16 protein-coding genes are annotated in these 15472 nt (G+C 38.0%); 10 read left to right on the top strand and 6 right to left on the bottom strand.

Annotation, left to right across the window (positions count from 1 at the left end):
* Nucleotides 1–14: 14 nt before the first annotated feature.
* The 7 genes from BKK50_RS07935 to BKK50_RS07905 all read left to right on the top strand — a co-directional run bounded on the left by BKK50_RS07935 (nt 15) and on the right by BKK50_RS07905 (nt 7614).
* Entirely contained in the window at nt 15–2084 is a 2070-nt protein-coding gene (locus BKK50_RS07935; protein WP_244149435.1) for an AAA family ATPase, read from the top strand.
* Between the two features lie 87 nt (nt 2085–2171).
* On the top strand, nt 2172–2879 hold the full coding sequence (locus BKK50_RS07930; protein ID WP_077416996.1) for an SIR2 family NAD-dependent protein deacylase: 708 nt from the start codon (nt 2172–2174) through the stop codon (nt 2877–2879).
* Between the two features lie 194 nt (nt 2880–3073).
* On the top strand, nt 3074–3337 hold the full coding sequence (locus tag BKK50_RS07925) for a DNA translocase FtsK (protein WP_158074658.1): 264 nt from the start codon (nt 3074–3076) through the stop codon (nt 3335–3337).
* Nucleotides 3334–5037 (top strand): leucine-rich repeat domain-containing protein, encoded by a 1704-nt coding sequence (locus BKK50_RS07920; RefSeq protein ID WP_077416992.1) that lies wholly within the window; start codon nt 3334–3336, stop codon nt 5035–5037. Before BKK50_RS07925 ends, BKK50_RS07920 begins: the two co-directional genes overlap by 4 nt.
* A gap of 9 nt (nt 5038–5046) precedes the next feature.
* Nucleotides 5047–5883 (top strand): SIR2 family NAD-dependent protein deacylase, encoded by an 837-nt coding sequence (locus tag BKK50_RS07915; RefSeq protein ID WP_077416990.1) that lies wholly within the window; start codon nt 5047–5049, stop codon nt 5881–5883.
* 11 nt (nt 5884–5894) lie between these two features.
* Complete coding sequence (locus tag BKK50_RS07910) at nt 5895–6653, top strand: PP2C family protein-serine/threonine phosphatase (protein ID WP_077417044.1); 759 nt, start codon at nt 5895–5897, stop codon at nt 6651–6653.
* A 19-nt stretch (nt 6654–6672) separates the two neighbouring features.
* Nucleotides 6673–7614, top strand: a complete 942-nt coding sequence (locus BKK50_RS07905) for a restriction endonuclease (RefSeq protein WP_077416987.1) — start codon at nt 6673–6675, stop codon at nt 7612–7614.
* A gap of 72 nt (nt 7615–7686) precedes the next feature.
* Here BKK50_RS07905 and ppnN read toward each other — a convergent pair whose 3' ends face one another.
* From ppnN to BKK50_RS07875, 6 genes are read right to left on the bottom strand one after another with little or no spacing between them, the layout of a single operon-like run.
* A complete protein-coding gene (ppnN, locus tag BKK50_RS07900; RefSeq protein WP_077416984.1) occupies nt 7687–9042 on the bottom strand; it encodes a nucleotide 5'-monophosphate nucleosidase PpnN in 1356 nt (451 codons plus the stop codon).
* Nucleotides 9043–9050: 8 nt separating this feature from the next.
* The gene (gene queF / locus BKK50_RS07895; RefSeq protein WP_077416982.1) at nt 9051–9890 is read right to left on the bottom strand and encodes an NADPH-dependent 7-cyano-7-deazaguanine reductase QueF; all 840 of its coding nucleotides are present in this window, start codon (nt 9888–9890) and stop codon (nt 9051–9053) included.
* Nucleotides 9891–9902: 12 nt separating this feature from the next.
* Complete coding sequence (locus tag BKK50_RS07890) at nt 9903–10688, bottom strand: Zn-ribbon-containing protein (RefSeq protein WP_077416980.1); 786 nt, start codon at nt 10686–10688, stop codon at nt 9903–9905.
* Nucleotides 10679–11059, bottom strand: coding sequence for a SufE family protein (locus BKK50_RS07885; RefSeq protein WP_077416978.1), 381 nt, complete (start codon nt 11057–11059; stop codon nt 10679–10681). The genes BKK50_RS07890 and BKK50_RS07885 overlap by 10 nt, the downstream gene beginning before the upstream one ends.
* Entirely contained in the window at nt 11056–12255 is a 1200-nt protein-coding gene (locus tag BKK50_RS07880; RefSeq protein ID WP_077416976.1) for a cysteine desulfurase, read from the bottom strand. The genes BKK50_RS07885 and BKK50_RS07880 overlap by 4 nt, the downstream gene beginning before the upstream one ends.
* On the bottom strand, nt 12245–12733 hold the full coding sequence (locus tag BKK50_RS07875) for a thermonuclease family protein (RefSeq protein WP_077416974.1): 489 nt from the start codon (nt 12731–12733) through the stop codon (nt 12245–12247). The genes BKK50_RS07880 and BKK50_RS07875 overlap by 11 nt, the downstream gene beginning before the upstream one ends.
* A gap of 219 nt (nt 12734–12952) precedes the next feature.
* Between BKK50_RS07875 and BKK50_RS07870 the strand changes: the two genes are divergently transcribed.
* From BKK50_RS07870 to BKK50_RS07860, 3 genes are read left to right on the top strand one after another with little or no spacing between them, the layout of a single operon-like run.
* Nucleotides 12953–13378, top strand: a complete 426-nt coding sequence (locus tag BKK50_RS07870) for a CidA/LrgA family protein (protein ID WP_077416972.1) — start codon at nt 12953–12955, stop codon at nt 13376–13378.
* A 6-nt stretch (nt 13379–13384) separates the two neighbouring features.
* Nucleotides 13385–14080 carry a CidB/LrgB family autolysis modulator gene (locus BKK50_RS07865; protein WP_077416970.1) on the top strand — a complete coding sequence of 232 codons (696 nt, stop codon included), beginning with the start codon at nt 13385–13387 and terminating at the stop codon, nt 14078–14080.
* 5 nt (nt 14081–14085) lie between these two features.
* Entirely contained in the window at nt 14086–15438 is a 1353-nt protein-coding gene (locus BKK50_RS07860) for an anti-phage deoxyguanosine triphosphatase (RefSeq protein ID WP_077416968.1), read from the top strand.
* Nucleotides 15439–15472: the final 34 nt, after the last annotated feature.

Genomic DNA, 15472 nt, shown 5'->3' with positions numbered 1-15472 from the left:
ATAGGAGCGATAAAATGACAGCAGCGAAAAAAGAATACAAATTAAACCCACCAACCGTATCACTTTATACCGAAAAAATGATGCTAAAAGTATTGTTTGAGCATAAAGGGCTGGAAACGCTTTTTGAGGAATCTCGCTGGAAAAGTGATGAAGTGGCGCGAGCATTGGGGCTGCCGAATAAATTGGAAAAAGAAGAAAATCTACCTGAAATTGTCGTGCAATTACTTAAACCTCGTTATAAAACATTGCAAAAAATGACCGCACTTTCCGATGAAAATTGGCAACAAGCAGAGGAAAATTTGTTGCAGTTAGCACAACTTTTATCGCTGAATGAAGCGGAAGTAGGAATTTTGCGCTTATCATTACATTTAAAACTCGAAAAGGATTTTGAGGAGGTCTTTAATTATTTCTCACCGAAAAGTCTTACTCAGGCAGTGGATTTTTTAGCGAAATTATTAGTATTTCCTCGTAATATTCTTCGCCCTGTATTGAAAAAGAACGGAAAATTATTTCAATATGGTTTATTACACCGTAATTATCGCTCAACCGATATTGATGAATATATTGAATGGGGGGAAACCTTAGATCCTGATGAATTTTTGTTTTTTCCCTTAGATGAAGAAAAATTATTGAAAAATAGTGTGATACTGAGCGAGTCGCCAAAGTTGTCTTTGACACAATTTCAACATATTGAAGATAAGCACATCATGATGCGAAATTATCTTCAACAAGCGATTGAGAAAAAGCAAAAAGGCGTGAATTTTCTTATTTATGGTGCGCCGGGAACGGGAAAAACGGAACTGGCAAATTTATTAGCTACATCGTTAAATTTAACGGCTTATAACATCGCTTATATGGATGAAGATGGCGATGTGATTTTTGCTGAAGATCGTCTTAATCATTGCCGTTTATCGCAAACTTTATTGGAACGAAGCCAAAATAACTTACTTATTTTTGATGAAATAGAAGATGTATTTGCCGGTTCATTTTTTGAGCGGTCTGTTGCTCAGAAAAATAAAGCATGGCTAAATCAATTGTTAGAAAATAATGCGGTACCGATGATCTGGCTTTCTAATTCCGTTTATGGCATTGACGAGGCTTTTTTACGCCGTTTTGATTTTATTTTGGAAATGCCGGATTTGCCAATAAAAAATAAAGCGGAGTTGATTCGTTCATTAGCGGGGGACAAATTATCGGAAGGCTATATTCAACATTTCGCTAAAGAGCGGTCATTAACGCCGGCGATTTTAGATCGTGCAATTAAAGTTGCCGGGCAAGTCGATTTACAAAATAAAACCTTTGCCGAGGTGTTATTGAATTTATTTAATCAGACCTTGCAGTCACAGAGAAAAGCCAAAATTCAACCCCTTATTGAGGGGAAAATGGCGTATGACTTGGATTGGGTATCGTGCCAAACGAATATTCGACAGGTCAGTGAAGGATTAAAGCGTAATAAAAAAGGACGAATTTGTTGCTATGGTCCTCCGGGCACTGGCAAAACGGCTTGGGCGGGTTGGCTTGCCGAGCAGTTGGAGATGCCTGTATTGCTCAGACAAGGATCGGATTTACTTGATCCTTATGTGGGAGGGACAGAGCAAAAAATTGCGCAGGCTTTTGATCAAGCCAAAAGCGATAATTGTGTTTTGGTATTTGATGAAGTGGATAGCTTTTTGTTTTCCCGTGACGGGGCGCAAAGAAGTTGGGAGCGTTCACAAGTTAATGAAATGCTCACTCAAATTGAGCGATTCGAGGGTTTATTGGTGGTTTCGACCAATTTAATGGATTCACTCGATCCGGCTGCCTTGCGACGTTTCGATCTCAAATTGAAATTTGATTATCTTACCCCAACGCAACGACAGAATTTTGCAAAACATCAGGCTCGGCAGTTAGGGCTAGGGGAATTGAACGAAGAGGCGTTATATTTTATTGAAGGACTGGGATTACTCACTCCGGGCGATTTTGCTGCGGTATCTCGCCGTCATCAATTCGCCCCTTTTGAAGAGATAAGAATGTGGCTTAATGCGTTACAGGATGAATGCCATCTTAAACCGGATTTTACTCAATCGAAAAAAATCGGATTTTAAACTTTTTATCCTAATTCAAAGCCTATGAAATGAGTAAATTGGCTTTAACCATTAAAGTTTATCGTGGTAATAAAAATGGAGAAAAATATGAATAAACCAATTTGTGTTGTTTTAACCGGTGCCGGTATCAGTGCCGAAAGTGGCATTCCGACTTTTCGCGCGGAAGATGGTTTGTGGGCTGGGTATAACATTGAAGAAGTTTGCACGCCCGAAGCCTTGAAAAAGAACCGGGCTAAGGTGTTGGAATTTTATAATGAACGCCGTCGTAATGCTCAAGCGGCTCAACCGAATGCGGCTCATCTCGCTTTAGTAGAGCTTGAAAAGGCTTATGATGTGCAGATCATCACTCAAAATGTAGATGATTTGCACGAACGTGCAGGCAGCCAAAATGTATTGCATTTGCACGGTGAGCTGAACAAAGCGAGAAGTAGCTTTAATACGGATTACGTCGTTCCTTGCTTGGGCGATCAGCATATTGACGATAAAGATAACCACGGTCATCCAATGCGTCCGCATATTGTTTTCTTTGGGGAAAATGTACCCATGTTAGATCAGGCGGTCAAGTTAGTAAAAAAAGCGGATATCGTGATCGTGATTGGTACATCGTTACAGGTTTATCCCACCAATGGTTTAGTCAATGAAGCCCCTTATGGTGCAGCAATTTATCTTGTTGACCCGAATCCTAACACCGGTTTTATTCGCAAGCACGTTGTTGCAGTGAAAGAAAAGGCCGGCGAAGGTGTGCCGAAAATTGTGAAAGTCTTGCTAAATAAGGCTGCTCGATCTAGTAACTAAGTGCGGTCAAAAATTCGATAGATTTTAAATAGCAGCAATTTTCTGCTGCTATTTTTTTATCTCAAAAACATATTTTTGATTGTTTTTTATTCAATTAAATTAGTTTTTGTATGTTTTTTATCCGATTAAAACAATTTTTTACTTTTTAAAAGGATTTAAAGCCTATGAGAGAGCATAGAGCAGGAGGAAAAAATATGAATAAAGATCCCCTTTTAAACGATGTAAAACAATTTATTTTAGAGCGCCAATTTGTTTCAGTTTCAGCGATACAACGCCGATTTCAAATAGGCTTTATGCGGGCAGAAAGAATATTGGATCAACTTGAAAAAGATCGGTTTGTTTCTAAAAAAGATAAAAATTTTAGACGGAAAATTGTAGAGGAAAAATATGAGAAAAAAGTGAGATTTGCTCTTGGTTGGGCAGAGTTTTTTGATAAAGAAAATGAGGTGAAAAAATGACTGATCAACGTTTAATTCAAGAATGGCGGGATGTATGGGAGAAATCGAATGAAAAATTTAAGTCAGTATTATATATCAATCTCACTACGGATATAGGAGAAAAGAGTAACTCTTATCTCTATTATTATCGTAGATTTCAAAGGAAAAATCCTAATATTCTAAGAGAGTTTGATTATTTAGAAAAATTAATGTCTTTAAAGTCAATATCATTATTAGATATAGATGATGTAGGCTTTAATTGTTTACCTGAATGTTGGAAAATATTATTACAACAGTTAGAAAAATTAAATATTTGTGGGTGGATGTATAACTTAAAAAACTTACCTTTTGAACATTTAACAAATTTAAAACGATTAAGTATTCCTGATGAAAGGTTAGATAATATTAATGAGCTAGAAAATTTAACTAATTTGGAAGAACTAGAAATTGGCTATATTAATTTTGATATTCAAAAATTAACCGGTTTAATAAAGTTAAAAGCTAATCATATTCGTGCTGAGCATTTTGAAATGCTTAATAAAATGGAAAATTTAAAAAGCCTAAGTTTATATGAAGTCACACATGGAAAGAATAAAGAGACTGTTAAAGCATTAAGTAAGGCTATTGGTGAAATGACACAACTGGAAGAATTAAACTTGGAAGGTTGTTATAACATTAATCTAAACTGTTTGCGAAAACTTAAAAATTTAAAATCATTAAATATTAGTAGAGTATATGAAAATAAACTCAAACCTATTATTGCACTTGCAAACTCGTTAGAAAAATTAGATTTGAGTTATAATGATTTTGTTGATCTCCATCTTTTAAGCCATTTTAAAAAACTGAAATGGCTTAAGATCAGATGTTCTATAAGAAAAGAAAGGGTATTAGATCTTAAATTTCTACGCTCACTAAAAGAGTTGGAATATTTTGAATATTCTTCAATGAATAAACTTTTAGGTGAAGAAGAAAAGTGGGTAAAAAATTTTAGCTGTATCCGTTTTTGCCAAAATTTGAAAAAACTTTATTGTGAGAGTGCCGGTGTAAGAAATATTAAATCGTTGAAATATTGTAAGAAATTAGAGTGTTTAATTATGGATAATAATCACTTAAATCATATTTCAGATTTAAAACATTTGAATAATTTAAGAGAGGTGAGTCTATCAAAATGCAATCTTTATCATATTGAGTCATTAAGAAATAAATCTAATCTGACATTATTAGATATTTCTGATAATTTTATTACAGATATTTCTCCTCTTGAACATTCAAAAAAATTAAAAAATTTAATAGTAGACCAAAGGGAAAAGGCAAAAATTAGCGATATTTCCGTACTGGAAGATAAGATACAGCTTGAAGAGTTGGACTTGGCTAGTAATAACATTAGTGATATTTCACCACTAAGAAAATTAATCAATTTAATTCTACTAGATATTAGTGATAATCCTATTAATAAAAATCAATTGAATTATTTATCTAACTTTAAGAAATTAGATTATCTTGGTATAGATTCTTTAAATCTCAAAGAGATAAAATTTATTTCTAAGTTAATAAATATTGAAGAGCTAAATTTGGCTGGGAATCGAATTGAAGATTACACCCCATTATTACCATTAAAAAAATTGTATTACTTAGATATTGAATATAGTAATGTTAAAGATTGTACCATTTTTACTAAACAAAACTTCCCTGAATTAGATTTTGACTTTTTAGAAAATTAAGGTGCGAAAATGAAAAATGATTTGAATTACGCCGTAGAATTGATTAAAAAAGCAGATGGTATTTTGATTACTGCCGGAGCGGGAATGAGTGTCGATTCAGGGTTGCCGGATTTTCGCAGTGTAGGCGGGTTTTGGAATGCTTATCCGGCATTTCGTGAGTATCGCATTGACTTTGAAGATATTGCTACGCCGTTTGCTTATCAGCGAAATCCGGAACTCGCTTATTGGTTTTATGTGCATCGCCTCGTTCAATACCGTAATGCTGTCCCGCACGACGGATACCAAATTTTAAAACGTTGGGCGGCAAATAAACGCCACGGTTATTTTGTTTTTACCAGTAATGTGGATGGGCATTTTCAAAAGGCTGGTTTTGATGAAAGTCGGGTTTATGAAGTTCACGGCACATTGGAGCGCCAGCAATATATTGAAAATTGTCGAGATTTAAGTTGGTCGGCAGTTGATTTTAAACCGGAAGTTGATAATGAAAAACTACGTTTAATCAGTGAAAAACCGTATTGCCCTTATTGTAATGGTTTAGCCCGCCAAAATGTACTGATGTTTGATGATTGGAGCTATTCAAGCCGTTATCAAGATTTCAAAAAAGTGCGGTTGGATGAATGGTTAAAAATAGTGGAAAATTTGGTCGTGATTGAATTGGGAGCCGGTAAAGCGATTCCAACGGTGCGCTATTTTTCCGAACGCACGGCAAAAATGAAAAAGGGCGGTTTTATTCGGATTACTCCGCAAGATAGCGGTGTGCCTAAAATGCACTTTTTAAGCCTAGAAATGACCGCACTTGATGCCTTGAAAGCAATAGATAAATTACTTAATCAGGTAATAGAATAATGGGTGGGAAAATGGAACAAATTTGCGAAATCAGTTTTTGTCAACAAGCCAGAAAACATAAAAAATATAATCAAGATGCTTTATTTAACGATGAATCTGTTTTTCAATATGCCTTTAAAAAACCGGAAAAACGCATAGAAAATCGACCGCACTTTATTATTGGTGTAGCAGACGGTGTTTATCATAGCCCTTGCCCGAGAAAGGCGAGTAAAGCGGTGATAGACGCATTAAAAGATCTAAAGGAATTAAATGTTGAAAGCGTCATTTATTTGCAAGATAAATTATCGGAAGCTCTCGCTGATCGTTATTTTGGTTCAGCCACAACATTGGTCGCCACAGAAATTAACCAAATTGAACGAAAGGCCAAAATATTAAGCGTAGGCGATAGTCGAGCTTATTTAATTTCTAAAGAAGGTGAATGGGAACAGATTACAGAGGATCATTCTATTTTGTCAGAAATACTAGAATTAAAAAAAGAGCAAAATCCTAATGATTATGCCTCAATTTATGGCGGTATTTCTTCTTGTTTGGTCGCAGATAATTCAGCCTTCCAAGATAAAATTTTCTTTAAAGAAATTGAAATTAAAGAAGGGGAAACATTATTGTTATGTACCGATAGATTAACAGATGGGATTGGTTTACGTTGGCTTCAAATAATTTGGAGTTATAATAAGGGAATTTTAGAAAAATTGCGATATTATCAGAAAGAATTAAAAGAGCCGGGGTGTTTTTATGATGATATGTCGGTTATAATATGTGCGGTTCAATAAATAATATGAGGAAAAGATCATGACTAAAATTAATCCAAGTAATATTCGCTTCATAAAATTAGGTGCTGGTGGAGCTTGGGAAAAAGATTGCATAGAAACAACCAATACTATCAGATTAGGATATGAGGCAGGTTCTGAAATTCACAAAGAATGTATAAATAATCAATGGGATAATTGTTATGCTTTTTGGTCAAAACATTCTGGAGCAGCAACAAACCATGTAAGACAAATTAAAGATTTTTATCAGTTAGATGAAAATACGCTTTGGATTACGTTTTTTGGTAGAAAACTATATTGGGCATTTTGCAGTTCAAATGTTATTGAAGAAAGCGATGGTTCAAGAACAAGAAAAGTGATTAGCAATAATGGAAAATGGTCTTGTTCTGATATAAATGGTGAGGAACTATTAGTTGATAATCTTGATGGAAGAATTACAAAAGTTCAAGCATATAGGGGAACTATTTGTTCTGTTGAATTGGAAGATTACCTTATTCGTCGTATTAATGGTGAAACTATTGTTGAAGTTGAAGAGGCAAAGAATGCTTTTGATAATTTAAAAGAAAAGGTAGAAAAACTAATTAAAGGACTTTGGTGGCAAGATTTTGAATTATTAACAGATTTGGTTTTTTCAAAATTAGGTTGGCAACGTTATTCCGTTTTAGGGAAAACAGAAAAGGGTATTGATCTTGATTTGTATTCTCCATCTATTCAAAAGCGTGTTTTTGTGCAAATAAAATCAGACACAAATAAACATGAATTAGATGGATACATTTCAAGTTTCACATCAGAATATAAACAATATGGCTATGATGAGATGTATTATGTTTACCATTCAGGATTAGGTGATCTTGATATTGATTCTTACAAATCACAAGGAGTAAATTTAATAAACGGGAATAAAATGGCGGAGTTAGTTATTAGCGCAGGATTAGTTGAGTGGCTTATTAATAAGCGTTCATAGTTATAAAGTTAATCTGACTTCTCCCTTTTAAACTAGAGCCTGTCAGATTAACTTCCCAAACCTCACCTTACTTCACCTCACAATCTCATAACAAGGCTCATAGGCTTTGCCGGTTGGGAGTTTCATTCGGTGTTGTTGAATGAAATCTTGTAGGACGGTATCGACTTTTTCCATTAAAGTGCGGTCGCCTTTGAGTTTAAATTTTCCGAATTGGGCAATGGCATCTTGTGCTTGAGGTTTGATATTGCCGGCAACAATACCGGAAAAAACTCGGCGGAGATTGGCGGTGAGATCCATTTTGGATTGATTAAAATGTAACGCTAAATTTGCCATGTTTTCATGGGTTGGGTCGAAAGGATGTTGAAAACGTGGATCAATTTTTAGCGACCAATTAAAGCCGTAAGAATCATTCGTTTGACGGCGTTGGGTTTTCACCTCTTCCATGGCTTTTTTCATATGGCGTGCCACCGTTACCGGATCATCAATCACAATGCTGTACAGTTTTTGCGCTTCTTCACCAAGAACTTCTCCAATAAAGCGATCAATCGTGGCAAAATAATCCGCACTTTCTTTTGGCCCGGTTAAAATCACCGGTAAATGCTGCGCTTTATTTTCCGGATTGAGTTTTACGCCGAGGACATAGAGCAGTTCTTCAAAAGTCCCCGGGCCGCCCGGAAAAATTAAAATGCCATGCCCCATACGAACAAAGGCTTCCAGACGTTTTTCGATATCCGGCATAATAATCAGTTCGTTCACAATGGGGTTAGGCGGTTCGGAAGCAATAATAGACGGCTCGGTGATACCCACAAAACGGCTGTTTTTATAACGTTGATTGGCGTGTCCGATTGCCGCTCCTTTCATTGGCGCTTCCATCACCCCCGTGCCACAGCCGGTGATGATATTCATTTCTCGTAAGCCCAGCTCTAATCCCACTTGGCGACAATACTGATATTCCACTTCATTGATTGAATGACCGCCCCAGCAGACGACTAAATTAGGATGTTCGCCCACAATCAATGCTTTCGCATTGCGTAAAATAGAGAAAACCTGGTTTGTGATTTGTTTGCTATCCTGCATTGGGGTATCTTGATGCAATAAATTAACAAATAAAATATCACGCAATACCGCAAAAAGGTGGTGCTGAATATTGGCAATAATTTTATCGTCCACAAAGGCACGCTCCGGGGGATTATGAAGTTCTAAACTCACCCCTCGTTCACGCGCCACAAGATGAATATCAAAATCGGTATATTGTTGGAGAAGCGCTCGGCTATCATCGGTGATCGCCCCGGAATTGAGTACTGCAAGGGAGCAATTACGATAAAGTTGGTATAACCCCGATTGGGCTGTTTTGGTAAGACGTTCTACTTCGAGATGAGAGAGTAACGCCATGCTGCCTTTCGGGTTGATAAAATGGATATTCGACATAACAATCCTTATTGTCTGGCTAAACGTAAATTTTCCGGTAAGTTTTCAAAATTGGAACGGAAAGGGTTGATATCTAAACCGCCACGGCGGGTATAGCGAGCGTAAACCGTGAGTTTTTGTGGTTTGGCATAGTGCATTAAATCGCAAAAAATACGCTCGACACATTGTTCGTGAAATTCGTTATGCTGACGAAAAGAGACAACGTAACGTAATAATTTTTCCCGATCAATTTTTTTACCCACATAGTGAATTTGAAGAGAACCCCAGTCCGGTTGGTTGGTAATTAAACAGTTTGATTTCAATAAATGGCTGACTAAATATTCTTCGACCACCTCATCAGAAACGCAATTATCTAACCAGCCCGCATTAAATTGATAGTCCGTAATTTCAATGTCTTGTTCATCAATACATTCACCTTGTAACGTATCAATCTGTTGGTTTTGATAAAACGCCAGTGAATTTAACCGCACTTTCACCTCACCTTGGGCACATTCTGTTAAATCTTGTTGCATAATTTGTGCCACTTGGTTGAAATTGGCGAATTTTGTTTGGTTAAAGCTGTTTAAATAGAGTTTAAAACTTTTCGATTCAATTAAGTTTTGGCTTTGGTGATCCAAATAAATATCGGCAATCGCTACTTGTGGCACGCCTTTTTCATTCAGCCACGAAATTTCGTAGGCTGTCCAAATATCGGCACCAATGGTGAAAGGTTGGCTTTGAGTAATACCTAAATCATCACGATTTAAGGCTCTTGGCACGGCTTGTAATAAGGTGCGGTCATATTCGTTGGCGTAGTCGGTTTTTTGACCGAGTTTCAGTGAGGCTAATCCGTAATCTTGCTTGTTCATTGTGTTTTCTCGCTATAAAAAATTCCATGAAATATTTGAGATCAATCGACATTGATCACATTTAAAATGAAATATCTCAAAAATCGGTTCACTTAATGCCCAGTTACCACCACATTCAGGGCAGTGTCGATGTTGTTCATTTTCAAGGGATTTTCCGCCAACTCGATACAGATAATAGTAGGTGGGAATATGGCTTATTTTTTCGATTTCTTGTGCCAAATAGCGTCCGTGTTTTGCCAATCGGCTTTGATGATCGGTGATTTCCTCTAGAGCTTGTTGTTCCAAAATTACACCATTCATTTGAAGCTGATCACAGGCTTGCCAATTTTCCTGCCATTTAATCACATCTTGGCTTAAGTGCGGTTGATTTTTCAATTGTTTATAAAGGGGAATCGGGGAAAAATCTTCACCACTGTGAAGCGGCGAGCAACTTTGTAAATGGGTGGTATAAAGTATTTGCCATTCAGGATGCGTGTTTGAGGCGGTTTGATCACTATTGAGATCATCACCCATAATTTGAAAACCCTCAAAAATTAGACCGCACTTTTGAGCCTTTTCCAAGGCATCATCGACCTCTACATTATTATGTTGAGGTAAAAGGCTGTCTTGCTCAGGGCAGATAACACGCATGGCAAAGCCTTGTTGAGCCTTTTCTTCCACCAAATAGAGCGGAATTTCACGCCCGATAATTTGACCGTTATAACGCCATTGATCGATAACCACATTCAGCAAGCGGCTTTGCTCTGAAATGTCATTTTCAAGAGCAGTCAATTTAAAGAAGGTTTCAATTAAGTACATAACTGTTTTAATTTTTGTCCAATTTGATTTAAGCCGTTTAAACGGGTTTCACTTAAACGTTGTGCAATGCCGAGTTCGCTAAAAAAAGCGCTGAGATCAAATTGACTTAATTCCTCGGCGGTTTTGCCATTGATTTTTTCTAACAATAACCAAAGCAAACCGTTCATAATGCGGGTCTCGCTAAAGGCGCTGAATTGAAAAGTGCGGTCATTTTGAGGGACAATTTGAAACCACATCTGTGCTTCACAGCCATGAATTTGTTGCATTTTGGCAAGATCTTCATCACTTGGGCGAGGCAAATTTTTGCCGGCTTGAATAATCAGTCGGTAGCGTTCTTCCCAGTTTTTGGTTTGTTTTAATTGGTCGATCATTGTAAAAGTTCCAAAGCGTTATCCAGTGCAGCGAAGAATTTTGCCACATCCTCCGGCGTATTGTAAGGGGCAAAAGAAAGGCGTAAGGTGGTTCGTTCTCCCAGTCTTGCTAAATAGGGTTGGGCGCAATGTTCGCCCACACGCAAAGCAATCTGTTGTTCGCTAAGCAAGGTAGAAAGATCCGAGCTGTCTATTCCCTCAAAGGTGAAGCACACAATCGTGCTTGGTTGTGGGGAATTGAATAATCGACAATTAGCATACTCTTTTAGCCGCACTTTCACCGATTGCGCCAATGCCACCGCGTGTTGCTCGGCACGGGTAACATCCCATTGGGATAACCAATCTAATACGGCATTAAAGCCAATCACACCGGCGATATTAGGCGTGCCTGCCTCAAGACGATAGGGCAAATCGGCAAAAGTAATGTTTTCTGCTGAAACACGATCCACCATTTTGCCACCGAAAAAGAGAGGGGCGAGCTGTGAAAGTGCGGTCAGTTTTCCGCTTAAAACGCCAATTCCGTTTGGTCCATAAAGTTTATGGGCAGAAAAGGCGAGAAAATCCGCATCAAGATCTTGTAAATCGATTTGAATATGGCTAACTGCTTGGGCGGCATCGACTAAAACAAGGGCATTGCTGTGTTGGCGAACCGTTTGAATGAGGCGTTTAACAGGCTGTTCCGTGCCGGTAACATTGGAAACAAAATTTAATGCCACCAGTTTTGTGTGCTCATTGAGGACGTGTTTTAATGCCGTTTCATCAATAAGCCAATTATCCAAAATCGGCAAAACTCGCAGGGTGGCTCCGCATTTTTTGGCGGTTTCATACCAAGTGACAAAATTCGCATGGTGATCTGCTTGGCTTATTAGAATTTCATCGCCTGCTTTCAAATGGGGGAATAACCCGTTCGCTACTAAATTAATGGCGTGGGTTGTGCCTGATGTCCAAATCACCGCTTTTTCATCTTCTGCATTAATCAGCCGTTTTACTTGTGTGCGGACCTGTTCATATTGGGCGGTTTGCTGAGTATCATATTGGCTGCGATGTACCGAACCTGCTGAGGCATAAAATTCAGCGGTGCGTTCAATTAAAACATTGGGTTTTAATGCTGTCGCCGCACTATCTAAATACACGGTGGCATAAGGGTGTTTAAAATAAGGGAAATTTTCTTTAAAGGATTGATAATCAAAAGCCATATTTTCTCTCCTGTTTGCGCCATTCATAGGGGGGAATAGGGGAAGGATCAGCCCATAAACCCAATCGTTTCACCTGCGCTGTTTCTTGCGCCTCTAAATAAACAGAATGGCGAAGATATTGCTGATATGCCCAAGCCATACCGGATTTCACCATTTCAAGATTAATGTTTTTTCCGTTGTAATAGACAGTTGCCAGTGTCCGTTTATAGCGATCTTGACCGCTTATTTTTAGACTCACCCAACGTTTATAAATGAGCGCCGAAAGCTGTTGTTTAGCTTTCTTGCCAAAAGGTTGATTGCGTTCCGGCGCATCAATTTCTGACAAGCGGACTTTAATCGGCTTATTCCCTCTCATCAAGCAAGTGATGGTATCGCCATCACTGATTCCCACCACAAGACAATTACGGAAAGGCTGATCGTGGGCTGAAAGTGCGGTTAAAAAAAGTAGCGAAATTAAAATAATGGTATTTTTAATCATAGCGTTATTAAAATTCATTCCTGCGAATTATTGAGCAATTTCTTACATTGAAAAAGGCAGTTGGCTATTGTAACAAATTACAGCGCAAATGAACGATAAGTCTGCTTTTTGATCAAACGCATAAATTCTTGTGTTTTTCAAGAAAAAGGGTAGCGAAGGTTCAAGCAATAGGCGTAAAATATTTTTTAAATTTTATTGGAAAAGTTGAAAAGGAAAAAGATGTTATACAAGCTGTTTCTTTTGGTTCGTTCCTTATTGCTCCTCTACATTATGCTTTATCTTGGTAATCAAATTGCCCATTTTATCCCTGTTGGTGTGCCCGGCAGCATTTGGGGACTGTTGCTCCTTTTTGTTGGTTTGACGACAAAAATTATCCGTTTGGAATGGATTTATTTGGGGGCAAGTTTATTGATTCGTTATATGGCGGTGTTGTTTGTCCCTGTGAGCGTGGGGATTATTAAGTATTCCGATCTACTATGGGAACAAATGAATATTTTGTTAATTCCGAATGTCGTTAGCACTTGTACCACACTTGTTTTTATCGGTATTGTGGCAAATCTGATGTTTGAACGTCAATCCTTTCGTCATAAACGTAAAAAAGTGTTAGCCAAGCGCACAGCACAAGAAGAAAACCCAATACACTAGAGGAAAATGATGAATTACTCCCTTTATCTTTATACTTTTTTAACGATTTTCGGATTTTGGCTTGCTCTCCAAATTAATAAGCGTTGGAAATCCATTATTTTCAACTCATTTATTCTAACCGTGTTAATTCTAGTCACCATTTTAGTGATGGGCAAAATTCCTTATGATGACTATATGCAAGGCAACGCCCCCATCAATCATTTATTGAGCCTGAGCATCGTGGCGCTTGCCTTGCCACTTTATGAACAATTACGGCAAATTGCCAAGCAATGGCGTATTATTCTTTCTGTTGTCTTACTTGCTTCTGTCTTTTCAATGTTTAGCGGTGCAATGATTGCCTTAATTTTAGGGGCGACACCGGAAATGGTGGCAACAGTATTGCCAAAATCCATTACGACACCGATTGCGATGGAAGTTTCCGCCCATTTGGGTGGGCTGCCTGCGGTTACCGCCGTAGGAGTGGTGTTGGCCGGTTTACAAGGATCGATTTTTGGCTACTTGATTTTGAAAAAAATCGGATTACGCCACCAAGAAGCGATAGGTTTATCCGTAGGCTCGGTATCTCACGCTTTGGGTACGGTGAGCTGTATGGAAATTCATCCCAAAGCGGGGAGTTATAGTTCGATTTCTTTGGTGCTTTGTGGCATTATCAGCGCTATCCTTGCCCCCTTGGTGTTTAAAATAATTTATGTGTTTGTCTAAGCCCTATGAAAAATACCTTATCCCCTCGTTGGACTGAACGATTTATACCCGATTTACCCCGTGAAAAAGACTATCGTCCGCCATTTCGCCGAGATCGTGGACGAATTTTACATTCTGCTGCATTTCGTTGTTTGCAAGCGAAAACCCAAATTCACGCCATTGGCGAAAATGATTTTTATCGCACCCGTTTAACCCATTCCTTAGAAGTGGCTCAAATTGGAAGTAGTTTGGTGGCACAACTAAAATATGCTGAGGCATTTCATCATTTATCCGAACAATTAAATTGGGCACAAACAGACCTACAAAAGCAGCTTAAAGGGGTATTACCCAGCAATGATTTAATCGAAAGCCTCTGCTTTGCTCATGATATCGGCCATCCGCCTTTTGGGCATGGTGGGGAAGTGGCATTGAATTTTATGATGAATCAATATGGTGGGTTTGAAGGCAATGCGCAAACGTTCCGGATTCTGACAAAACTTGAACCTTATACGGAAAATGCAGGGATGAATTTAACACGTCGTACCTTGCTTGGTGTTGTCAAATATCCCACTATTTTAGATAACGCATCGCCACAATATGCCCATTTACCGCATTTAACCTCAGTTGATGCCCGTTATATCAAAATCAGTGATTGGAAACCCGGGAAAGGCATTTTCCGTGATGATTTGGCGATGTTTCATTGGTTGTTGGAAAATCTCAGTGAAAATGACCGCACTTTGTTTACGTCAGTACAAAAAGTGCGGTCAACTTCTGCCGAATTTTTAAAAACCCGTTTTAAATCTCTTGATTGCAGTATTATGGAATTAGCGGATGATATTGCTTATGCCGTACATGATTTAGAAGATGCGATTGTCACCAAAATGGTAAATCAACATCAATGGCAAGAAGCCCAGGCCGCATTAGCGCAAATTCCTTATCCGTGGTTAGAAAAAAATATCCCACAGATTAGCCAAGGGCTTTTCTCTGACAAACATTTTGAACGAAAAAATGCCATTGGGGCATTAGTCAACTTTTTTATAACTAATGTACGTTGGATGCTTACCGAGCATTTTGATGAGCCTTTGTTACGTTATAACGCAGAATTACCCAAACCGGTGGTGATGGCACTTAATGTATTCAAAAAATTTGTGTGGAAATATGTGATTCGGAGTGTTGATACACAGAGAATTGAATATAAAGGGCAAAGAATGTTGACGGAAATGTTCCAAATTTTTGAATCTGATCCTATTCGCCTTTTACCTCGTCACACTGCCGAAGAATGGCAAAATGCCCCAAATGAACAGAAAAAACGTGTCATTTGTGATTATATTGCAAGTATGTCCGATGCCTATGCGATGAGGATTTATCAACAACTATAATGAAAACAAAAGGCTAATTTTCGGTATTATGCAG

The sequence above is a fragment of the Rodentibacter rarus genome, from assembly GCF_001998965.1.
GTDB classification, from domain to species: Bacteria; Pseudomonadota; Gammaproteobacteria; order Enterobacterales; family Pasteurellaceae; genus Rodentibacter; species Rodentibacter rarus.
The sequence above is the reverse complement of the archived record's forward strand: the minus strand, read 5'-3'. Positions and strand labels throughout refer to the sequence as shown.